This is a genomic window from Neobacillus sp. NPDC093127 (genome assembly GCF_044754175.1).
Lineage (GTDB): Bacteria > Bacillota > Bacilli > Bacillales > Cytobacillaceae > Neobacillus.
In genome coordinates, this window is the sequence record NZ_JBIVOP010000020.1 from 20,980 (window position 1) to 42,969 (window position 21,990).

Consider the following 21,990-nt stretch of genomic DNA (forward strand, 5'->3'; position numbering starts at 1 on the left):
TTCTCCCCGTCCAGCCATTGTCCATCCTTTACAAATTTGAATTCTACCTTGGCACCCTTCGTTAAGGCAACGGGCTCGCTTTTCCATACTTTTTCGGCTGAGTTATAGGTAAGCTTATCATTTGAGCTGTCCCACGAAAGCGGTGCTGTTCCTCTTAATAAAACCTCTTTATATACCTTATTTCGATCTAGCGGTGTATCACTGTATTGCAGTAATCCTTCCACTTTATAGACCTTGAAGGATTTCCCGTTACTAGTAAACTTTAAATTTCCATTGCTATCATTTTTTAGTTCTTCCGTTTCAAGCTGATTTTTCAAGGTAACATTTTTAATCTCTAATTGGTTATATAGTTGGTTGACATCAATTTCTTCCGCTTTCGAACCTTTGTTCACAACCACAAGATATTGGCCATTTTTATCTGCTCTTTCATAGGCAAACAGATTTTGATTAGCCAATAAGGATTGGAATGAACCAGTTCTGAACGCTGAAACATCATTACGAAGTTTTATCAAATCCTTGTAATGGTTAAGCAACTCGGCATTTTGGGCTGCAGGCTCCCATGGCATCATTTCGCGATAATAGCGATCCTTCCAATCCTGCACCGAATTTGGATCCTTGCTCATCGAAAGCCCGACTTCATCACCGTAATAGATGATTGGCGGTCCAGGAAGGGTGAACTGTGTCGCGACAGCGAGCTCCATTTTTTTGACATCTCCGCCCGCTTCATAAATAAAGCGCGGCTTATCATGGCTGTCAAGGAATGACGAAATTACATATTCAGCAGGGTATGTCGTGATATTTTCCTTCACGGTATTGCTTAGGTCGACCATTGATTGACCTTTCGCAAAGGTATTCACAAGCGCATCGTTCATTCCAAAATCTATTGCCCCATCAAGCTCACCGGCATAGGAATTGATTTTTTCTCGACTGTCCCAAATTTCCCCGAAAAGGTAAGCATTTGGTTTGAGCTCCTTAACCTTATGGCGGAAATCGACCCAATAGCTATAGCTCGGCCCTTTTGCGTGATCCAAGCGGAAGCCGTCAAAATCAAGATCCTTTAACCAATATGGGACAACATCATTGATGATATAATTCCTTACTTCCGGGTTGTCATTATTTAATTCCGGAAGTTCAGAAATACCGGAAAATGACTTGTATTTATTGGGCCATTCTGTGAATGTATACCAGTTGTAATATGGACTTCCTTCACCCTTTGCCTTGGCATCCTCGAAAAATGGATGCTGTGATGAAGTATGGTTGGCAACAAAGTCATAGACAATCTTCATCCCTTTTGCATGCGCCTGGTCAACTAATTTCTTCAGGGTTTCCTTATCACCAAAGCGCTTGTCGATTTCCTTGAAATCAGCAGGGTGATAGCCATGTGAATAGGGACCTTCAAAGACCGGCGAAATCCAAATGGTATTTACACCTAAACCCTTAATATAGTCGATTTTATCGATTACACCCTGAAGATCTCCACCCATCCAGCCTTTTAATTTTTCATCATACGGCAGGTTTACTGTGGTTGGATCATCATTGGAGGAATCACCATTGTTGAAGCGATCAACAAATACTTGATAGATGACTGCATCCTTTGCCCATTGCGGTGAGTTAAATTGATCAACATAATAGCCAAATGGTGTCGCTTCTTCAGGCTTTTGACTATTTGAATCGGCATATTGCGAACCAACTCCAGCTGTGCTCCAGACATCGGTAATATATTTTACAGCGGTTTCATTTGGCTGTTTCGGAATGACTCCTTTAAAAACAGTTGTTGTAAGCCCGTTCGCTGTTGTTTCAGTACCTTTTTCCAGCTTCACGGCTCTTCCAACAGCGGCTGTGCCCCTGCCTCCAGCTGGGAAGGACCCATCTGTAGAATAATAGATCGCCCCTGCATCAACCGATCCGTAATGCTTTACAGTCACATTAACAGTTACATCATCATTACTAGTGGGGATTTCCGGGGTATACGAATTATTATTTTTGACATCTTTTGCGATAGGAACTTCATTCCAGCTTGAGACGATATCCTGATATACTTTCCCAGATTTCGTAAATACAGCTTTCCGTTTTACGGCTGTTTTTTCAGTAAGCTTTGCATCTCCCAACGAATATAGATATTCAATCTCTTCTCCTTCATTGCCGGCAAGAGTTACCGACCATGTACCATCAGCAGTTTTCGTTAATGGCGTAACTGAGTAGTTAAAACCATTTAACGACGAGCCAACCGTTGGAACAGCCCAATCCGGTGTGTTCGCGGGCAGAGCTACATTTAACGTTAATTTCCCAGTAAACTTCGAAAAATCCAACTGAACGTCGACAGTTCTTTCTTGATCAGGATGGAAAACGAAGATGTAATCACCTGTTTGTGGCGGTGTAAACGTAAGATTGTCCCCAGCCATCCACTGATCATTCATAACAAATTTGTATTCTACTTCTTTCCCGCCCTGTAATGGAATCGCTGTACTTTTCCATGCTCCGGCGCTGGCATCGTACGTTAGTGGATGATTATCCGAACTCCAATCAAGTGCTTCAGCATTCCCTCGTAATACAACCTTTTCATAGGTTTTGTCTGCTGCCATTACCATTTGTGCAAGCGGTGTCATAAAGGTGCTAAGCAATAGAACAAATACCAATAACGTTGAAAATATCCTTTTCAAAAGAAAACCTCCCTCTTTTTATTACTTAGTGCAAACGTTTGCATAAACCAACAAAAAAAAAGAAAACAGTGCAACCGTTTTCACTTATCTATTAGATTATCATTTTTGTAATTATTTTTCAATTCATTCTTTTTAGATCATTAGTTATTCTTCACAGAAAATATATGTGGCGTTACACGCCTAAATCTATCTACTTTTTTACTTTTGCGTAAATGATGTATCGTTCTGGTGCATTACCGACATAACGAAATGGATAACAGGTCGTTACGATTAGCTCCTCTTCGTTATTTTGTAAGGTAATAATACTTGTATCATCGGCTTTTACAATTTTTGTATGGGTAATTTCATAATCAAAATTCCCATATGGCATTTGCATTTTTAGGGAATCGCCAAGTTTCAGCTCGCCTAAGCGGCGGAATACGGTATCCCGGTGGCCGGACAAGACAATTTGTCCTGCGTCGCCTGGAAAATAGGAGCCTTTATAATGGCCTACCCCCTTTTCAAGATCATCCGGATTTGTGCCCTCGACAATCGCTAATTCTGCTTTGATTTTGGGAATCGTTAACAGACCGACGGTATCACCCATTTCTGGCGGCGGGCTGTTTTTGTCTCTTTTTTGCGCCGGTTCACCAGACTGCCCCGTGATGATTTCCTTTGCTTTCTCAAGAGATGCCTTTGTTTGTATTTTTACATCTACCAGTTGCCAGATTCCGATTCCTAGAAAAATCAGACCTGCTAGTATAATAATCAATGGAAGCTTTGATTTCACCTTTAAATACCTTCCTTTTCAATAGGGCATTTTAATTACAAGTATAACAAAATATGTTGAAAAGAACCATTTAAGTATTCCCCCAAAGAAAACAACAAAAAACCTTCTTTTCCAAGGAGAAAAGAAGGTTTTGATAATATTAGTCGTGATCACTGCCGAAGAAGTTTCTAAATGCTTGCATCGTCGCATCGCGGTTAATTGCTGCGATTGAAGTCGTGATCGGAATTCCTTTCGGACATGCTTGCACGCAGTTTTGCGAGTTACCGCAGCCCTGCATTCCGCCGTCCTCCATAAAGGCGTTTAAACGTTCCGCTTTATTCATTTCACCGGTTGGATGGGCATTAAATAAACGAACTTGGTTAAATACCGCTGGGCCCATAAAGTTAGTTTTGCTATTGACGTTTGGACATGCTTCTAAACAAACACCACATGTCATACATTTAGAAAGCTCATAGGCCCATTGACGTTTTTTCTCAGGCATCCGCGGCCCAGGTCCTAGATCATAGGTTCCGTCGATTGGAATCCAAGCTTTTACTTTTTTCAAGGAATCAAACATTCTGCTCCGGTCAACCTGAAGGTCACGGACGACAGGGAATGTCCTCATTGGCTCTAAGCGAATCGGCTGCGTTAATTGATCAACAAGTGCCGAACAAGATTGACGCGGCTTGCCGTTGATCACCATTGAACAGGCGCCGCAAACCTCTTCAAGACAGTTCATATCCCAAGTGATTGGGGTAGTAGCTTGTCCCTTTGCATTGACAGGGTTTTTACGAATTTCCATTAATGCCGAAATCACGTTCATATTCGGACGATAAGGAATTTCAAATTCTTCCTCATATGCAGCGGAATTTTCGCTATCCTGACGCATAATTGTAAATTTCACCGTTTTATTTTCTGCCATTCTTTCCTACTCCCCTTTCATTTAATGTTTTTTCGTATAATCACGCTCACGCGGTTTTATTAATGAGGTATCGACATCAGCATAATGGAATTCCGGAGCAGTCTTCGCATCAACGAAATTAGCCATTGTTGTTTTTAAGAACTCCTCATCATTACGTTTAGGGAAATCAGGCTTATAATGCGCACCACGGCTCTCATTCCTGTTGTATGCACCAATCGTAATGACGCGGGCCAATTGCAGCATATTTTGTAATTGACGAGTGAATGCTGCTCCTTGGTTGCTCCATTTAGATGTATCATTAATGTTAATGTTTTGGTAACGTTCCAGAAGTTCCTGAATCTTTTCGTCTGTCTTTAACAGCTGATCATTGTAGCGAACAACGGTAACGTTATCTGTCATCCATTCCCCAAGTTCCTTGTGAAGAACATAAGCATTTTCAGTACCACTTAGCGACATGATCGAATTCCATTTCTCTTCCTGCTCTTTCACATGACGGTCAAACACGGAAGACGATACTGCCTCAGAACTCTTCTCAAGTCCATCAATATATTTAACAGCGTTTGGTCCTGCGACCATTCCGCCGTATACAGCTGATAGCAATGAGTTTGCACCTAATCGGTTTGCACCATGCTGTGAGTAATCACATTCACCAGCGGCGAATAGTCCAGGAATGGTTGTCATTTGGTCATAATCAACCCATAGACCACCCATCGAATAGTGGACAGCAGGGAAAATTTTCATTGGAACTTTACGGGGATTATCGCCCATGAATTTTTCATAAATCTCGATAATACCACCAAGTTTTACATCCAATTCATGCGGATCCTTGTGAGATAAATCCAGGAATACCATGTTCTCGCCATTAATTCCAAGTTTCTGACGAACACAAACATCAAAAATTTCGCGTGTGGCAATATCCCTTGGTACAAGGTTTCCGTATGCAGGATATTTTTCTTCCAAGAAGTACCATGGCTTTCCATCTTTATATGTCCAAATCCGGCCGCCTTCACCACGTGCTGATTCACTCATTAAACGCAGCTTATCATCACCAGGGATCGCAGTAGGATGGATTTGGATCATCTCACCATTTGCGTATGTAGCACCCTGCTGATAAACGATTGATGCAGCAGAACCAGTATTAATAACGGAGTTGGTTGACTTGCCAAAAATAATCCCGGGGCCGCCTGTTGCCATGATGACAGCATCACCAGAGAACGATTTAATTTCCATCGTTTTAAGGTTTTGAACGACAACCCCGCGGCAGACGCCATCATCATCAATAACGGTACCAAGGAATTCCCAGCCCTCATACTTTGTAACCAAGCCGTCCACTTCATGGCGGCGAACCTGTTCGTCCAACGCATAAAGCAATTGCTGGCCAGTTGTTGCACCTGCAAATGCTGTACGGTGATGCTGTGTTCCGCCAAAGCGACGGAAATCTAGTAATCCTTCAGGAGTACGGTTAAACATAACTCCCATCCGGTCAAATAAATTAATAATAAATGGTGCCGCGTCACACATCGCCTTCACTGGAGGCTGATTCGCTAAGAAATCGCCGCCATAAACGGTATCGTCAAAGTGAATCCACGGAGAATCCCCTTCACCTTTTGTATTTACTGCTCCATTAATACCGCCTTGGGCACAAACAGAGTGAGAACGTTTAACCGGAACTAACGAAAATAGTTCTACCGGTGTTCCTGATTCTGCAACTTTGATGGTAGCCATTAGGCCCGCTAAGCCGCCGCCGACTACAATCACTTTACCCTTACTCATTCGTGACTCACTCCCTCAATCAATAATTCCTTATTTTTCCGAAGCTTTTCTTAATGATAGCAAAATTTTAATCTTTGAACTTTGATAAAATGTCCAGCTCCAGCGCTAAACGGGCGCTTCCGCTTTTCTATTAAGAAACAAATGCAACTAGTGTTCGAACCGCAATAAAAGCTAGAACAACAAAAACACCAATTGTCACGTATGTAGAAATAACTTGTGAACGTGGTGACACAGTGATTCCCCAGCTAACAAGGAATGACCATAAACCATTAGCAAAATGGAAAATGGTTGAAAGAACCCCAACTAAATAGAAAACGAACATAAATGGTGATGATAGAATATCATGCATCATGTCATAGGAAACCTCGGCTCCAAATGCTGCAGCTACACGTGTTTGCCATACGTGCCATGCAATAAAAATCAGTGTAATCACACCTGATATACGCTGCAGTATGTACATCCAGTTCCTGTATGTACCATACCTGTTGACATTGCTATTAGCGGTAAAAGCAATATAAAGTCCATAAATTGCGTGAAATAGAATTGGTAAATAAATTACTACAGTTTCCAGAACAATCCGGAAAGGCAGATTTCCCATAAAACCTGCAGCCTTATTGAACGAATCTGGTCCTCCTGTGATAAAATGGTTGACTACAAGATGCTGCACTAGGAATAACCCGATTGGAATAACGCCCAGCAGCGAATGCAGTCTGCGATTAACAAACTCTCGATTACCCGCCATTATTTTACCCCCCTTTAATTTGTAAAAAAATGATGTTAAGTTTCCACTCTCTCCTATTCCCCTTCAAGAATTAAAACAAAAGCATCACTGTGACAATAATGTGACATGTCCATTTTACTCCCATCATCATAGAGCGTCAAGAAAACGGATACACAATTCTTTACTAAAAATAAAATTTTTAAAATATATTGATATTATTATGGATTGGTATTTATTTCCTTCGTTTCACTGGATGACATGATATTTAACTATATTTCCTTCTTTTTAATTACCAACTTCTTACTGTAGGAATTTTTGTCTGTAAGGAAAAGATAATTATGATGGAAAACATGAAAAAATATTGCAAAATAATAAATTCTTCTATCAGATTTTCAAAGTAAACGGTTCTGAAACTAAACACTAATTGATATAATAGAATAATAGAAAGAGGGGAAACATGTGAAAGAAAGCCAAGTTGTTGATCAAAATCTAAATGCCGCTGAACCAAGAACCATCTCCATATTCGGTTATGAACTAATCAGAGAAATCCTTTTACCGGAGATTCTAGGGAAAGACACCCCGGAAATCTTGTATTGGGCGGGAAAACTGCTAGCACGAAAATTTCCATTACCTGATTATGATAAAGTCATCGAATTTTTCGCTGATGCTTCATGGGGCCAGCTAGAAATAAAAAAGGAAAATAAAAATGAACTTGAATTTGAACTAATCAGCCCTTTAATCGTGTCTCGTGTGAAATCAAAAGCAGAGCACTTTTTCCAGCTTGAAGCAGGTTTCCTAGCCCAGCAAATCCAACTTCAAAAAGAAGTCATCGCTGAAACCTACGAGCACCCTGTAAAGAAATCCAATAAAGTCCAATTCACCGTCAAATGGGATAACAAAGACCACATTTAATTCTACGGTTCATTTACATGGTGTCAGGCACCGTCCTAAGGACGGTGCCTGACACCATTTTCTAATTATTCCCAAGTCCGAATGCTTTGTGCAAGGCTTCCACTGCTTTAAGCATGTTTTTCTCTTCGACTACTGCTGAGACTTTAATTTCGGATGTGCTGACCATTTTGATTTGGATATTATTGGTTGCCAATACTTCAAACATTTTGGCTGCCACACCAGGGTTTGAAATCATTCCGGAGCCAACGATGGATACTTTTGCTAATTTATTTTCTGCATCAAGCTGCTCATAACCGAGCACGCCTTTATTATCTTCAAGCACATTTAATGTCTCAAGCCAATCATTGGTATGGATGGAGAACGATAAATTGGCTGTTCCTGCCTCTGTTGTGCTTTGGATAATGATGTCAACGTTGATATTATTTTGAGCGAGCGTAGTAAAAATGGTTGATAAACTTGTTAATGAATTGGTGAGACCTAATACGGTAACTCTCGTGATTTCATCTTCAAATGCGACACCGCGGACAACTAGATTTTGTTCCATTGCTGCTTCCCCCTCTATGACTGTACCCTCGATTTTCTCCATACTTGAACGAACCTCAAGTTTGACCTGATAGTTTTTGGCAAACTCCACTGCCCTTGGATGCAGTACACCCGCACCTAAATTAGCGAGCTCAAGCATCTCATCATAAGAAACAGATAGTAATTTGCGTGCGTCTTTCACATACCTTGGATCGGTTGTAAACACTCCGGTCACATCAGTGTAAATATCGCACTTATCTGCTTTTAGGGCAGCTGCTAAAGCTACAGCTGTTGTATCAGAGCCGCCGCGGCCAAGTGTGGTGATTTCGCCGTTTTCTGTTATTCCTTGGAATCCAGCAACAATGACAACTTTACCCGCTGATAGCTGGTTCTGGATGGCGTCGGTATTTATATTCGAGATTCTTGCGTTTCCATGAACAGGTTCAGTCACGATTCCTGCCTGCCAGCCGGTAAAAGAAACTGCATCCATTCCTTGTTGATTTAAGGCCATTGACAGGAGCGAAATTGTCACCTGCTCACCAGTGGAAAGGAGCATATCCATATCCCGCTTATTTGGCTGTGGCGAAATTTCTTTTGCCAGGCCGACAAGCTGATCGGTCGATTTTCCCATGGCGGAAACGACGACAACTACCTTATTGCCTCTCTCTATCTCCTCTTTCACACATGCTGCCACGTTTAAAATTTTATTTACACTGCCGACGGAAGTTCCTCCGAATTTTTGTACAATAAGCCCCATACCTGACTTCTCCCTCTTTCAATTGAATACGTTATTTTTCCCCATTAACGCAAAAAAGCAATGAGAAGGGCATCTCATTGCTTTATAAACACAAAAAATTCTTGCGCACACAATGTAAGATAGCTCTCCAAGACAGACGTCTTGACAATCCAGTATTTATTCAACACAGGACCAGCAAAGAAAGAAATGAGATCTTCTTTACTTCGGCGAACCTTCCCTTTCATGATTCTTCTCAGAAGCTCATCCTTCTCAGAACCACTACTCTTGAAGCTCGCACCTCTACCTTCACTTTAATACGTAAAAGTGATAGTAAATTAAATTTTCATTTATTATAGCATGTTCTTTTTTTTCTGACAATCATTGTGAATGAAGTTTATTGATTAATTCTTCTGCGACATTTATCGGAATTCCAAGTGCTGTGAATTCCTCCACACCCGCTTCTTTCATTTTTTTCACTGAGCCAAACTGTTTTAATAATAATTTTTTTCGTTTCTCGCCAATGCCTGGAATATCATCCAGTAACGATTGAAAGGCGCTTTTTCCACGAAGCTGGCGGTGAAATGTAATCGCAAAACGGTGAACCTCATCTTGGATTCTTTGGAGTAAATAAAACTCCTGGCTGTTTCTTGCCAGAGGAACAATCTCCAATGGATTGCCGTAAAGGAGCTGGGATGTTCGGTGTTTTTCATCCTTCACAAGCCCTGACAGCGGGATATCCAAGCCTAGCTCATTTTCTAACACATCCCTGACTGCCTCCACATGACCTTTTCCGCCATCAATAATAATTAAATCCGGCAGCGGCAGTTCTTCCTTTAAGGCCCGCGAATACCTTCTTCTCGTCACTTCCCGCATTGATTCATAATCATCGGGACCCTTAACCGATTTTATTTTATATTTGCGATATTCTCGATTGTTTGCCTTCCCATCGATAAAAACAACCATCGCGGACACGGGGTCAGTCCCTTGAATATTGGAGTTATCAAATGCCTCAATCCGGTGAGGGGTATAGATCCCTAAAAGCTCGCCTAGGGTTTCTACCGCTTTAATTGTCCGATCCTCGTCCTTTTCAATTAATGAAAACTTTTCATTCAGAGCAATTTTGGCATTTTTTATTGCCATTTTGACGAGGTCTTTTTTCTGCCCCCGCTGCGGCTGCAGAACCTTTACCTTTAATAGCTGTTCTGCCAGGCTTAGATCTACTTCATCCTGTATTAAAATTTCCTTTGGTTTAAAGTGATTGGCTTTTGTATAAAATTGCCCAAGGAACGTTAAGATTTCTTCCTCTGGCTCGTTATAAATAGGAAACATGGAAACATCCCGTTCGATGAGCTTTCCTTGGCGGACAAAAAAGACCTGGACACACATCCAGCCTTTATCGACTGCATAGCCAAACACATCCCGATCGGTGAAATCAGTCATCGTAATTTTTTGCTTTTCCATAATCGTTTCGATATGGATAATTTTATCGCGAAATTCCTTTGCCCGCTCGAAATCCAACTCTTCAGCTGCGGCGGTCATTTTTTCGGTGAGCTCTTTTTTGATTTCCTTATATCCGCCATTTAGGAAGCGGGTAATTTCATCGGTCATTTGTTTGTATTGTTCTTCGGCGACTTCATTCACACATGGTGCAAGGCACTGCCCTAAATGGTAGTACAGGCAGACGCGGTCGGGAAGCGTTGAGCATTTGCGGAGCGGATAAATCCGGTCAAGCAGTTTTTTTGTCTCATTGGCTGCGGTAACGTTTGGATATGGACCAAAGTATTTGCCTTTGTCCTTTTTTACTTTTCTTGTGATAATTAGTTTCGGATGTCTTTCCGCAGTCAGCTTTATAAACGGATAGGTTTTGTCATCCTTCAGCATGATATTGTATTTTGGGTCGTATTTTTTGATTAGGTTTAATTCCAGCAAGAGTGCTTCGATGTTTGAAGAGGTTACGATATATTCAAAGTCCTCGATTTCATTTACAAGCCGGAGCGTCTTGCCATCGTGCGAACCGGTGAAATAAGAGCGCACACGATTTTTTAATACTTTTGCTTTCCCTACATAAATAATTGTCCCCTGCCGGTCTTTCATTAAGTAGCAGCCAGGCTGATCCGGCAGCAGTGTCAGTTTCTGCTTGATAATTTCATTCATTCCGGCCACTCCCATCCGTTTTTTTTTAATATCAGAATTTATATCATTGGACTTCGAGAATTGTCCAGCTCCAGCGCCCTAGCGGCTAATGTCCTTCGCTCTCCGCCCTACGATAAGTCAACATCGAATCGCTAACGCTCTTCGTGTTTCCTTTATCTCAGTTGGAGCGCTCCAGGCCATACGCCGCTGAACAGGGCGCTTCCGCTTTCCTAATTATCCTTAAATTTTAAAACAAACTGCCAACAAATGATAGTGGGAGGTTTTTCTTAAAATCCTTTCCATGCAAAAAAAACCTCAGCTAGAATGGTTTCCAGCTGAGGCTTTTTGAAGTTTCAATCGTTTATACGTGCTTTTCTAATACGCTTGCTAATGCTTCTTTTGGCTGGAAGCCGACTACTTTATCAACGACTTCGCCATTTTTCATAACCAACAAGGTTGGAATGCTCATTACACCGAAATTAGCCGCTGTTTGCGGGTTGTCATCGACATCAAGCTTTGTGATTTTTACTTTATCGCCCATTTCTGAGTCAAGTTCTTCAAGAACGGGAGCGATCATTTTACAAGGTCCGCACCATGGCGCCCAGAAATCTACAAGTACAAGGCCTGAACCTGTTTCAGCAGAAAAGTTTTGATCTGTTACGTGTGAAATAGCCATTTAAATTGCCCTCCTAATTAATACTGAAATACTACCGAAAGTATAACATTGATTGGAAAATCAAGCTAATAAATTGCTCTCCTCATTCATTTTCCCCTTGTTTGTTCTATGTATTCCTAAAAATAACGGAGCGAGCGGCTTTTGCACCGCTCGCTTCAAGTAAGTTATGATGAATGTACTTTCAACTTTTTAAACTCTTCCGTTAATAATGGCACCACTTCGAACAGGTCGCCGACGATTCCGTAATCCGCTATTTTGAAGATGTTTGCTTCAGGATCTTTATTGATCGCGACAATTACTTTCGAGTTGGACATGCCGGCTAAATGCTGAATCGCACCGGAAATACCGCAGGCAATGTAAAGGTCTGGTGTAACTACTTTACCAGTTTGGCCAATTTGCAGGGAGTAATCGCAATAATCGGCATCACAAGCACCACGGGAAGCCCCAACAGCACCGCCTAAAACATTAGCCAATTCTTTTAGCGGTTCAAATCCTTCAGCACTCTTCACGCCGCGGCCGCCAGAGATAACCACTTTTGCTTCACTTAAATCCACGCCTTCACTAGCTTTTCTTACTACTTCTTTAATGATGGCGCGAAGGTCTTTGATGTCAACGGAAAGGGAGGAAACCTCACCGTTTCTGCTTTCATCCTTTGCTAGTGGCGCAATATTATTTGGACGGACCGTCGCAAAAATTAACCCGTCGGTGACAATTTTCTTTTCAAAGGCTTTACCGGAATAAACGGGTCTTGTAAAGACGATATTTCCACCGGCTGCTTCAACGGCAACTGCATCAGAAATAAGTCCTGATGAGAGCTTGCCGGCAATTCGCGGTGCAAGGTCTTTTCCGAGCGCAGTATGACCTAATACCAGCCCTTCCGGTTTTTCTTGGTCAACTACAGCTAGCAACGCTTGCGCATAACCATCTGAAGTATATTGCTTTAATTTATCATTTTCAACGACGACAACACGGTCTGCTCCATACTGTACTAAGTCTGCGCCTAAAGCGCTTACAGCTTCGCCCGCTAATACAGCGACTACTTCTCCGCCCTCTGCAACTGTTTTTGCAGCAGCAATTGCTTCAAATGATACATTTCTTAGAGATCCGTCACGAACTTCTCCTAATACCAATACTTTTCTTGCCATGTATGATTACCTCCTGAAAGAGCAAATTTTAAAATAAAAACGATTAAATTACTTTTGCTTCCGTATGAAGCAAGTGAACAAGTTCTTTTACCTGATCGTTTAAATCTCCAGCCAAAACTTTTCCAGCTTCTTTTTTAGGCGGCAAATAAATTTCGATTGTTTTTGTTTTTGGTTCCACATCATCTTCTTCAAGATCAAGATCGTCTAATTCCAATTCAGCAAGCGGCTTTTTCTTCGCTTTCATAATTCCTGGTAAGGAAGGGTAGCGCGGCTCGTTCAGACCTTGCTGTGCCGTTACTAATAGCGGCAGGCTTGTTTCGATGATTTCAGAATCCCCTTCAACGTCACGAGTGACTGTTACGCTGGTGCCATTGATTTCAAGCTTGGTAATCGTAGTCACGTAAGGAATGTTAAGCAGTTCGGCAACTCGCGGACCAACCTGACCTGTTCCGCCATCAATGGCAACATTTCCGCCAATGATTAAATCAGCATCCTTATCCTTTAAAAATTCACCGAGAATTTTTGCTGTCGTGAATTGGTCCGCATTTTCAACATCGTCTTCTGTATTAATGAGAACGGCTTTATCTGCGCCCATCGCCAGTGCAGTACGGAGCTGCTTTTCCGTTTCTTCGCCGCCTACAGAAATAACCGTTACTTCGCCGCCATTGGCATCGCGGACTTGGATTGCTTCTTCAATCGCATATTCGTCATAAGGGTTGATGATAAATTCAGCACCATCCTCATTGATTTTTCCGCCTTTAAGGGTAATCTTTTCTTCCGTATCAAAGGTTCTTTTCATCAATACATAAATGTTCATGCTAGTGGTCCCCTCCTAATATAATTTCGAGCATTCGCTCAGTTTGAAAGATTGGGAAAATTTTTTATAAAAACAAACCCTTTGCGGGCAATCCGCTAAGGTTAGTTTATTCACCTTTAAAGTGAGGCTGTCTTTTTTCCATAAATGCTTGGATGCCTTCTTTCGCGTCAGCCGAGACGAATACTTCACCAAACAGCTCCGCTTCCTTTTTCATCCCTTCGTAAAACTCGGCTGTTTTCGCATAGTTTAATAGTTGAATAGCAGCGCTAATTGCACCGGGACTTTTCTTGGCAATTTTAGCAGCCAGTTTATGGGCTTGCTCCAATACTTCTTCTTCTGGATAGGCATGATTGGCTAAACCGTATTGAACTGCCTCGATTCCATTGATGGGTTCAGAAGTGAACAGCATTTCCGCTGCTCTCGCTGTACCAACATATTTCGGCAGGCGCTGCGTGCCGGCAAATCCAGGGATTAACCCAAGCTGCAGCTCTGGAAGACCAAGTTTAGCGGTTTCGCTGACAAGGCGGATGTGACAAGCCATTGCGAGCTCAAGACCGCCGCCAAGGGCTGCCCCATGAATCGCGGCAATAATTGGCTTTGGAAATTTCTCCATCCGGTCAAACAAATCTTGTCCATACTTGCCCAAATTTGCAAACCCTTCAGAAGTAGTAACGGTGGTAAATTCTTTAATGTCCGCACCAGCCGAGAAAAAACGCCCTTCTCCGTGAATGACAATTACCCGGATTTCACGATTGGGTTCAATTTCATCCAGTGCTGCTGCCAATTCCCTTAAAAGACCTGATGAAAGGGCATTTGCCGGTGGACGCTGAAGCGTAATGACCGCGATATTGTCCTCACTAGACCATTTTAAGTATTCCAATTAAACTCCCCCTCTACCAATTTTTCACGTGCTAGCGGCTTCTAAATCCATTAACTAAAAGACGATGGACTGGGGAAGCCAGCTTAGCAAGATCATACTTTTCCTCATTCATCACCCAGGATGTTGCGGTTTCATCAATCGTACCGAAGATCATTTGCCGGGCGAGTCGAACATCGAGGTCACTTGAAAACTCTCCAGATTCTATGCCTTCGATAATAATCTTATCAATCACCTTTAAGTAGCCTTTGAGCACGTCGTTAATTCGGAGCCGTAACTCCTTGTTCGATTGGCGCAGTTCTAATTGCGTGACGATGGCTAGGTGGTGGTCCGCTGAAAGCAGGCTGAAATGAGCTTCGACCATCATTAATAACTTCTCTATCGCCGTCCCTTTTCCTGCTATCATTAGATCTATTTCTTCAATAAAATTCCCCATTTTTTCTTCAAAGAGGGAGATAAGAATATCTTCTTTGTTTTTAAAATACAAATAAATCGTGCCGTCAGCAACTCCGGCCTGTTTGGCAATTTTTGATACCTGGGCCTGATGGTAGCCATTTTCAGCGATTACAATCACGGCTGCATCAATAATTTGCATATATTTCGGCTTCGTTTTTTTCAATGCTATCCCCCCTTTGAAGTTCGAAGCTTTTTGGATAAAAAATATGAATGAATCATCATTCATATTTTAATAATAGTTTTTAAAGTTATTTCTGTCAATAAATTCTGAAAATACTTCTTCATACTATTGCAAATATTTCAATTAGACAAGCCTTTATCCTCAAAAAAAATAATTAAGCGTGCTTTTTTCTTTCTTCCTCTATTTTTTGGACTTCTTCATCCACCAGCATTCTCCTTAAAATTTTTCCAACAGCTGTCTTTGGTAATTCAGGTCTAAACTCATATAGCCGCGGCGCTTTATAGGCTGCCAGATATTTTCTTGCATATTCGTTTATTTCATCTGCAGTTATCTTCGATCCTGCTTTTAAGACAATATATGCCTTCACTGTTTCACCGCGGTACGGATCAGGTATGCCGGCAGCGACAGCCTCGAGGACATCCGGATGCTCATACAATACCTCTTCAATTTCACGTGGATAAATATTATAACCGCCAGCAATAATCATATCCTTTTTGCGGTCGACGACATAAAAATATCCCTGCTCATCCATATAGCCGAGGTCTCCAGTATATAGCCAGCCGTCACGGAGGACTTCCATGGTCTCTTCTGGACGATTCCAGTAGCCTTTCATAATCTGCGGACCTTTTACGACAATTTCACCAATTTCCCCTACAGGTATTGGCTCACCATTATCCATAGATAGAATCACGGCATCTGTATCAGGATATGGAACACCGATGCTGCCCTTTACTTTCTCTACGTCCCACAGGAAGTTGGAGTGGGTGACGGGTGAGGCTTCTGTTAATCCGTAGCCTTCCACAAGCTGTCCACCGGTAACTTCCTCGAATTTTTGTTGAACTTCAATAGGGAGCGGTGCCGAACCGCTGATACAAGCCTCAATTGATGAAAGGTCATATTTTTTCAAATCCGGATGGTTTAACAGGCCAATATAAATCGTTGGTGCTCCTGGAAATAAAGTTGGACGCTGTTTTTCGATTGTTTTTAACGTGGTCAGCGCATCAAATTTTGGCAGCAGAATCATTTTATAAGCCATCTTAATCGACAATATCATGACCGTGGTCATCCCGTAGACATGGAAAAAGGGAATAATTCCGAGCACAGATCCTTCCCCTGGTTTGCATTTGTATAGCCATTTCTCGCTCATTTCCGTGTTGGCGATTAAATTTTTATGGGTTAACATGACACCCTTCGGAGACCCGGTCGTACCGCCTGTATATTGCAGTAAGGCTACATCTTCCTCCGCATCGAAATTGTATGCGGTTACTTTTTGCGGCCTGCTTTTTAATATTTCCGTTAGCAGATGAATGTTTCCTTCGTGCCTTACCTTAACGACAATACCATATTGTTTTTTCTGGATGAAGGGATAAACGAGATTTTTTGGGAACGGTAAAAAGTCTTTGATGGCAGTGACAATGATGTGCTGTAATTCCGTTTTCGGCATTACTTTAGAAACACGCGGATAGAGGATATCTAAGGTGATGATGGCTTTTGCACCGGAATCCTTCATTTGATACTCAAGCTCACGTTCCGTATACAACGGGTTCGTTTGGACAACAATTCCGCCAGCTAGTAAAATACCAAAATAGCTGATTACCGCCTGTGGTGTATTCGGAAGCATGATGGCGACCCGCTCGCCTTTTGAGATACCAAGGGTTCCTTGCAGGTAGCCGGCAAAATTCAAGGCATCTTCGTAAAGTTGTTTATAGGTCCATTCCTTCCCCATAAAATGAATGGCACTCTTTTCCGGAAACTTCTCGGCTGATTTCTGTAAGCAACTCTGTACTGGTTCTGAGGAGTATTCAAGTGTGGCAGGAATTTCTTTTGGATACACGTCCAGCCATGGTTTCGACTCCAACATACAAACCTCCCTTTTCTTTATTAAATTATTTAAAAAATTCCAACAACCACCTCTATTATAGTACAGTATTTCACGAAATGGAAACCCCGTTCCTAGGGTCATGAAAGAAAAAAATCACCGCTGTCATGGTTCACAGCGATGATTTCTCTCTAGGCAAAAAACACCATATATATAATGCCAATAAGCAAAAACAATCCGCATAATCCAAGAAGTACCTTAGCTAATGTCTCCACAGTTTATTCTCCCCTTACGAAATTCCTGCACCAATTACATAAGATAAGCCAATAGAAATGACCATTGAAATCAAACCCACTGCTCGATTATCATTCTGGATTTCATCGTCAATCTTAAATTTTGGTGTTAAAAATTCAAAGATAAAATAACCGGTTAATAACAGGAGAAATCCATATATCCCCCAGCCCACCATTGTCAGTAACGAATCGTGAAGGGCAATGGTATGGCGGAATATATTGGCGACGCCAAATATTTTTCCACCGGTAGCCATCGCCACGGCTAAATTCCCTTTTTTTATCTCTTCCCAATTTTTATATTTGGTTACCGCTTCAAAAATAGCTAAAAAGACAATCATACATAAAATGACGACACTATAATAGGCAGCGATTTGAATGTATTCGTTCTCCCAAAACTGATTCATAGCTTATCTCCCCGGACATTATTTAAATTCTACGATGGTTACCCCTGAACCACCTTCTCCGGCTTCTCCAAAACGAATTTTCTTAACGGAACGATGGTTTCTTAAATATTCCTGAACTCCCTGCCTTAGCGCCCCAGTCCCTTTCCCGTGGATAATCGATACACGGGGATAACTCGAAAGCAGGGCATCATCAATATACTTTTCTACTTTTAGCAGTGCATCTTCATACCTTTCGCCGCGCAGGTCCAGCTCCAGTTTAACAATGGAATCCCGTCCTTTTACAATTGCCATCGGCTTTGTTTCCACTTGTTTCGGCGTGCTCATGTATTCCATATCTTTTTCTTTTACCTTCATTTTCAAAATGCCGATTTGAACCTGCCATTCATTTGCAGACACTCGTTCAACAAGTGTCCCTCTTTGGTCAAATGTAAGCACCTTCACTTCGTCTCCAGGCATATACGCTTGTTTCTTCGTTTTCTTATTAGCAAGCTTTACGGATTTCGGGATTTCCGGTGCCGCTTCTTCCAAGCGCCTCCTTGCATCGATTAATTCATGTTCCTTAATTTCGGCGTGCTTCTCGGTTCTCATCTTGCGGAGGTCACGAATAACCTGCTCTGCTTCTTGTTTAGCCTCATCAACGAGGTCAGCTGCTTTTTCAGCTGCCTTTTCCAGCATCGAGTCTTTTTTCTCGTAAAATTCCATCATTTGCTTTTGCAAGTCCTGATGAAGCATTTCGGCAGACTTTAAGTAATCTCTGGCTTCCTGATGCTCTATTTCTGCCTGGCGCTTACTCGCTTCTAAAGATGCAATCATGTTATCGATTTGATTCGTATCCTCGCTCACATGTGAACGGGCTGTTTGAATAACCCGATCATTTAAGCCTAAGCGTTTCGAAATTTCAAAGGCATTACTCCGACCTGGTACTCCTAAAAGCAGCTTATAAGTCGGACTTAATGTCTCCACATCAAACTCAACACTTGCGTTTAATACCCCTTCCCGATTATAGCCATACGCTTTTAATTCTGGATAGTGGGTGGTCGCGATAACCCTTGCGCCACGATTGTGGACTTCATCTAAAATCGAAATCGCCAATGCCGCCCCTTCCTGCGGATCGGTCCCGGCCCCGAGCTCATCAAACAGGACAAGGCTGTTGAAATCGACACGGTTTAAGATTTCAACAATATTGACCATATGAGACGAGAACGTACTTAAACTCTGTTCAATCGATTGCTCGTCACCAATATCGGCATAAACCGCATCAAAGACGGCAAGTTCAGAACCGTCATATGCCGGCACCTGCAATCCTGCTTGAGCCATTAACGAACACAAGCCCAGTGTTTTTAAGGTGACCGTTTTCCCTCCCGTATTTGGTCCGGTAATGACAATCGTGGTAAACTCTTCTCCAAGCATTATATCGTTGGCAACGACCTCATCGATGGGAATTAACGGATGCCGTGCTTTATATAACGCGATTCTTCCTTCATTATTCATCACCGGCATCGTTGCTTTGATTTTTTTTCCATATCTTGCTTTGGCAAAAATAAAGTCTAAATTAGCTAAAACAGTGACGATTACTTGAAGTTCACCTTCATCCTCTGCCGCGTGGGCAGAAAGCTCTGTGAGAATTCTTTCAATTTCAAGCTGTTCCTTGACACGAATATCCTGTAATTGATTGTTTAGCTGAACAATCACTTGCGGTTCAATAAATAAAGTTTGTCCTGATGCACTCTGGTCGTGAATAATTCCGCCGTAGTGACCGCGGTACTCCTGTTTGACAGGAATCACAAAGCGATCATTTCGAATTGTAACAATCGCATCAGACAGCATTTTACTAGCATTCGAGGAACGAATCATGCTTTCTAACTTTTCACGAACGCGTGATTCATTGGATCTAAGCTGATGTCTTAATGAGCGCAATAGCTCACTGGCACTATCCAGCACCTCGCCGCTTTCATCAATGGCCAATTTAATAGCCTGCTCAAGGTTTGTGAGCGGAATGATTTGCGCGACTTGTTCTAATAAAATCGGCAGTTCTGTTCTTTCCGCAGCAATATCCTCGATAAATCGCTTCATCTGCCGGCTGGCATGGATTGTACTTGCGATTTGGACGAGTTCGTGCGGACTAAGAACTCCGCCAATGACCGAACGCTTAATATGAGCGCGGATATCATGAATCCCTGCAAGCGGGATCGTCGGCTTTATCCGAAAAACCGTCGCTGCCTCATCGGTTTCTGCTTGAAGTTTGACTACTTCTGCGAAATCGGTCGATGGCACCAGGTCCTTAATTTTGTCTCTACCAAGTGACGATGCGGCATGCTCCAACAGCTGCTCTCTCACTTTCGTAAATTCTAATACCTTTAAGGCTCTTTCTTGCATGGAGTTAAAACCTCCTCTTATCTATTATGCAAAAATTCAAGTAAGTCATTTTTATCAAGTGCGTTTAACACCGTTGATTTTTTAATCCAGCCTTTTTTAGCAGCGGAAACACCAATTTCCATATGCTTTAATGTATCCAATTTGTGGGCGTCCGTATTGATAAGAAGCTTGACTCCAGCCTCCTGCGCTTTTCTTAAATATTCAGCCGCTAGGTCTAGCCTGTTCGGATTGGCGTTTAACTCTAGCGCAGTATTCGTTTCCTTTGCCAGTTGAATAAGTAAATCGATGTCAACATCATAGCCTTCGCGGCGGCCGATTTTTCTGCCGGTTGGATGGGCAATCAAATCCACATGGGCATTGGTTAAGGCGAATTTGAGCCGCTCCATAATCTTTTCTCTTGATTGGGTAAAGGCTGAATGAATCGAAGCGATGACGAAATCCATTTCAGCAAGTAATTCGTCATCATAATCCAAGCTGCCATCGGGTAAAATGTCCATTTCAACACCGCGAAGGATGAGGAAATCATCATATTTTTTATTTAAGTTTTTGATTTCTTCTCCCTGTTTCAAAAGCCGCTCGCGAGTGAGTCCATTTGCCACCTTGAGATATTGTGAATGATCGGTGATCGCCATGTATTGATAGCCGCGCTTCCGGCACGCTTCTACCATTTCTTCAATCGAATGGGCACCGTCACTCCAGGTCGTGTGCATATGCAGATCGCCTTTAATATCTTCAAGCTCGATTAATTCTTCATTGGCAGTGAACGTTTCTACTTCCTTCCCGTCCTCTCTGATTTCAGGAGGAATAAACGGAAGGTCAAAATGCTTGAAAAATTCCTCTTCTGATGTGAAGGTACGGATTTCCCCAGTCTCCACATTTTCCACGCCATACTCACTGATTTTTTCGCCGCGTTCCTTGGCAAGCTGCCGCATCCGGACATTATGATCCTTTGAACCAGTGAAATGGTGTAAAGTCGTAATAAATTCCTCTGGTTTCACAAGCCGGAAATCAACGGAAATGTCATATTCATACCCTAGAACAATTGAAACCTTGGTGTCACCAGCACCAATCACTTCTTTGATATCAGGCAATTGAAGCAGCTGCTCGCGAACGCGATCAGTGTTTTCGGTCGCAATAATAAAATCAAGGTCTTTAATGGTCTCGCGCATTCTTCTTAGACTGCCTGCCCGTGAAAAACGGATAATCTCTTGGTTTCCGGCAAGCTGCGCTTCAATTTGGTCCGCTATTGGCAGCATATAGGCAATTGGGAGCCTGTCAGGTCTTGAACCAACGCTGGCGATGGCACTTAAGATTTTTTCTTCAGTTTTTTTGCCAAAACCTGCAAGTGCTTGTACCTTCCCTGCTTCACAGGCTGCCTTTAAACTGGAAACATCGATGATTGCTAATTCCTTGTAAAGTTTGGCGATTTTCTTGCCGCCAAGACCCGGCAGCTGCAGTAACGGAATCAATCCAGCCGGGACTTCTTCCTTCAGTTCTTTTAATACCGAGGAAGAACCTTCCTTTATGTATTCATCAATCACGGCGGCTGTCCCTTTGCCGATTCCTGAAATAGTGGTGTAATCCTCAATATCTGTTAAGTCGCGTTCATCGGTTTCAAGCGCACCCGCTGCCTTCCGAAAGGCCGAAACCTTAAATGGGTTCTCTCCTTTTAGTTCCATATAAATCGCAATCGTTTCTAATAAACGAATAATTTCTTTTTTATTGACTGACATAATATCCACCTGCCCCCACGAGTTTAGCATCTTCATTTTATCTTATTAAGGTTAAAAAAGAAAAACTTCTCTGCTAAGGAGAAGTT

The 21,990-nt window shown here is 42.2% G+C and carries 16 protein-coding genes, 1 pseudogene and 1 riboswitch; of the genes and pseudogenes, 1 reads left to right on the top strand and 16 read right to left on the bottom strand.

Going from position 1 to position 21,990, the window contains the following annotated elements:
• Positions 1–563: 563 nt before the first annotated feature.
• The 5 genes and pseudogenes from ACIQCO_RS28240 to ACIQCO_RS22165 all read right to left on the bottom strand — a co-directional run.
• Positions 564–2,606 (bottom strand): annotated as a pseudogene (locus ACIQCO_RS28240) (alpha-amylase family glycosyl hydrolase); the annotation flags it as partial.
• Between the two features lie 244 nt (positions 2,607–2,850).
• Positions 2,851–3,429: a class D sortase gene (locus ACIQCO_RS22150; protein WP_400432761.1), complete on the bottom strand. Its 579-nt coding sequence runs from the start codon at positions 3,427–3,429 to the stop codon at positions 2,851–2,853.
• A 139-nt stretch (positions 3,430–3,568) separates the two neighbouring features.
• Positions 3,569–4,330: a succinate dehydrogenase iron-sulfur subunit gene (gene sdhB / locus ACIQCO_RS22155; protein WP_400432764.1), complete on the bottom strand. Its 762-nt coding sequence runs from the start codon at positions 4,328–4,330 to the stop codon at positions 3,569–3,571.
• A 21-nt stretch (positions 4,331–4,351) separates the two neighbouring features.
• Positions 4,352–6,103 (bottom strand): succinate dehydrogenase flavoprotein subunit, encoded by a 1,752-nt coding sequence (gene sdhA / locus ACIQCO_RS22160; protein WP_400432767.1) that lies wholly within the window; start codon positions 6,101–6,103, stop codon positions 4,352–4,354.
• A 130-nt stretch (positions 6,104–6,233) separates the two neighbouring features.
• Positions 6,234–6,845 carry a succinate dehydrogenase cytochrome b558 subunit gene (locus ACIQCO_RS22165; RefSeq protein WP_400432770.1) on the bottom strand — a complete coding sequence of 204 codons (612 nt, stop codon included), beginning with the start codon at positions 6,843–6,845 and terminating at the stop codon, positions 6,234–6,236.
• Positions 6,846–7,283: 438 nt separating this feature from the next.
• Between ACIQCO_RS22165 and ACIQCO_RS22170 the strand changes: the two genes are divergently transcribed.
• Complete coding sequence (locus ACIQCO_RS22170; protein ID WP_400432773.1) at positions 7,284–7,736, top strand: YslB family protein; 453 nt, start codon at positions 7,284–7,286, stop codon at positions 7,734–7,736.
• Positions 7,737–7,797: 61 nt separating this feature from the next.
• Here the strand turns inward: ACIQCO_RS22170 and ACIQCO_RS22175 are convergent, their stop codons facing one another.
• The 11 genes from ACIQCO_RS22175 to polX all read right to left on the bottom strand — a co-directional run bounded on the left by ACIQCO_RS22175 (position 7,798) and on the right by polX (position 21,904).
• Entirely contained in the window at positions 7,798–9,015 is a 1,218-nt protein-coding gene (locus ACIQCO_RS22175) for an aspartate kinase (protein ID WP_400432776.1), read from the bottom strand.
• Between the two features lie 112 nt (positions 9,016–9,127).
• A riboswitch (Lysine riboswitch) is annotated at positions 9,128–9,305 on the bottom strand.
• 67 nt (positions 9,306–9,372) lie between these two features.
• Positions 9,373–11,148, bottom strand: coding sequence for an excinuclease ABC subunit UvrC (gene uvrC, locus ACIQCO_RS22180; RefSeq protein ID WP_400432779.1), 1,776 nt, complete (start codon positions 11,146–11,148; stop codon positions 9,373–9,375).
• A gap of 340 nt (positions 11,149–11,488) precedes the next feature.
• On the bottom strand, positions 11,489–11,803 hold the full coding sequence (gene trxA, locus ACIQCO_RS22185) for a thioredoxin (RefSeq protein ID WP_066090648.1): 315 nt from the start codon (positions 11,801–11,803) through the stop codon (positions 11,489–11,491).
• Between the two features lie 164 nt (positions 11,804–11,967).
• On the bottom strand, positions 11,968–12,948 hold the full coding sequence (locus tag ACIQCO_RS22190; protein ID WP_400432784.1) for an electron transfer flavoprotein subunit alpha/FixB family protein: 981 nt from the start codon (positions 12,946–12,948) through the stop codon (positions 11,968–11,970).
• Between the two features lie 43 nt (positions 12,949–12,991).
• Complete coding sequence (locus tag ACIQCO_RS22195) at positions 12,992–13,765, bottom strand: electron transfer flavoprotein subunit beta/FixA family protein (RefSeq protein ID WP_400432787.1); 774 nt, start codon at positions 13,763–13,765, stop codon at positions 12,992–12,994.
• 106 nt (positions 13,766–13,871) lie between these two features.
• Positions 13,872–14,645: an enoyl-CoA hydratase gene (locus ACIQCO_RS22200; RefSeq protein ID WP_400432790.1), complete on the bottom strand. Its 774-nt coding sequence runs from the start codon at positions 14,643–14,645 to the stop codon at positions 13,872–13,874.
• 31 nt (positions 14,646–14,676) lie between these two features.
• Entirely contained in the window at positions 14,677–15,261 is a 585-nt protein-coding gene (locus ACIQCO_RS22205; protein ID WP_483874175.1) for a TetR/AcrR family transcriptional regulator, read from the bottom strand.
• Positions 15,262–15,433: 172 nt separating this feature from the next.
• The gene (locus ACIQCO_RS22210) at positions 15,434–17,140 is read right to left on the bottom strand and encodes an AMP-binding protein (protein ID WP_400432796.1); all 1,707 of its coding nucleotides are present in this window, start codon (positions 17,138–17,140) and stop codon (positions 15,434–15,436) included.
• Between the two features lie 247 nt (positions 17,141–17,387).
• Positions 17,388–17,795, bottom strand: coding sequence for a DUF350 domain-containing protein (locus tag ACIQCO_RS22215; protein WP_400432799.1), 408 nt, complete (start codon positions 17,793–17,795; stop codon positions 17,388–17,390).
• Between the two features lie 18 nt (positions 17,796–17,813).
• Positions 17,814–20,171 (bottom strand): endonuclease MutS2, encoded by a 2,358-nt coding sequence (locus ACIQCO_RS22220; RefSeq protein ID WP_400432802.1) that lies wholly within the window; start codon positions 20,169–20,171, stop codon positions 17,814–17,816.
• 17 nt (positions 20,172–20,188) lie between these two features.
• Entirely contained in the window at positions 20,189–21,904 is a 1,716-nt protein-coding gene (gene polX / locus ACIQCO_RS22225; protein ID WP_400432937.1) for a DNA polymerase/3'-5' exonuclease PolX, read from the bottom strand.
• Positions 21,905–21,990 lie beyond the last annotated feature (86 nt).

What these genes read in the sequence shown, in the direction of transcription:
- ACIQCO_RS22215 (WP_400432799.1), bottom strand. Translation starts at nt 17,795, where the DNA reads ATGAATCAGTTTTGGGAGAACGAATACATTCAAATCGCTGCCTATTAT.
- polX (WP_400432937.1), bottom strand. Translation starts at nt 21,904, where the DNA reads ATGTCAGTCAATAAAAAAGAAATTATTCGTTTATTAGAAACGATTGCG.
- ACIQCO_RS22220 (WP_400432802.1), bottom strand. Translation starts at nt 20,171, where the DNA reads ATGCAAGAAAGAGCCTTAAAGGTATTAGAATTTACGAAAGTGAGAGAG.
- ACIQCO_RS22190 (WP_400432784.1), bottom strand. Translation starts at nt 12,948, where the DNA reads ATGGCAAGAAAAGTATTGGTATTAGGAGAAGTTCGTGACGGATCTCTA.
- ACIQCO_RS22165 (WP_400432770.1), bottom strand. Translation starts at nt 6,845, where the DNA reads ATGGCGGGTAATCGAGAGTTTGTTAATCGCAGACTGCATTCGCTGCTG.
- uvrC (WP_400432779.1), bottom strand. Translation starts at nt 11,148, where the DNA reads ATGAATGAAATTATCAAGCAGAAACTGACACTGCTGCCGGATCAGCCT.
- trxA (WP_066090648.1), bottom strand. Translation starts at nt 11,803, where the DNA reads ATGGCTATTTCACACGTAACAGATCAAAACTTTTCTGCTGAAACAGGT.
- ACIQCO_RS22195 (WP_400432787.1), bottom strand. Translation starts at nt 13,765, where the DNA reads ATGAACATTTATGTATTGATGAAAAGAACCTTTGATACGGAAGAAAAG.
- sdhA (WP_400432767.1), bottom strand. Translation starts at nt 6,103, where the DNA reads ATGAGTAAGGGTAAAGTGATTGTAGTCGGCGGCGGCTTAGCGGGCCTA.
- sdhB (WP_400432764.1), bottom strand. Translation starts at nt 4,330, where the DNA reads ATGGCAGAAAATAAAACGGTGAAATTTACAATTATGCGTCAGGATAGC.
- ACIQCO_RS22210 (WP_400432796.1), bottom strand. Translation starts at nt 17,140, where the DNA reads ATGTTGGAGTCGAAACCATGGCTGGACGTGTATCCAAAAGAAATTCCT.
- ACIQCO_RS22175 (WP_400432776.1), bottom strand. Translation starts at nt 9,015, where the DNA reads ATGGGGCTTATTGTACAAAAATTCGGAGGAACTTCCGTCGGCAGTGTA.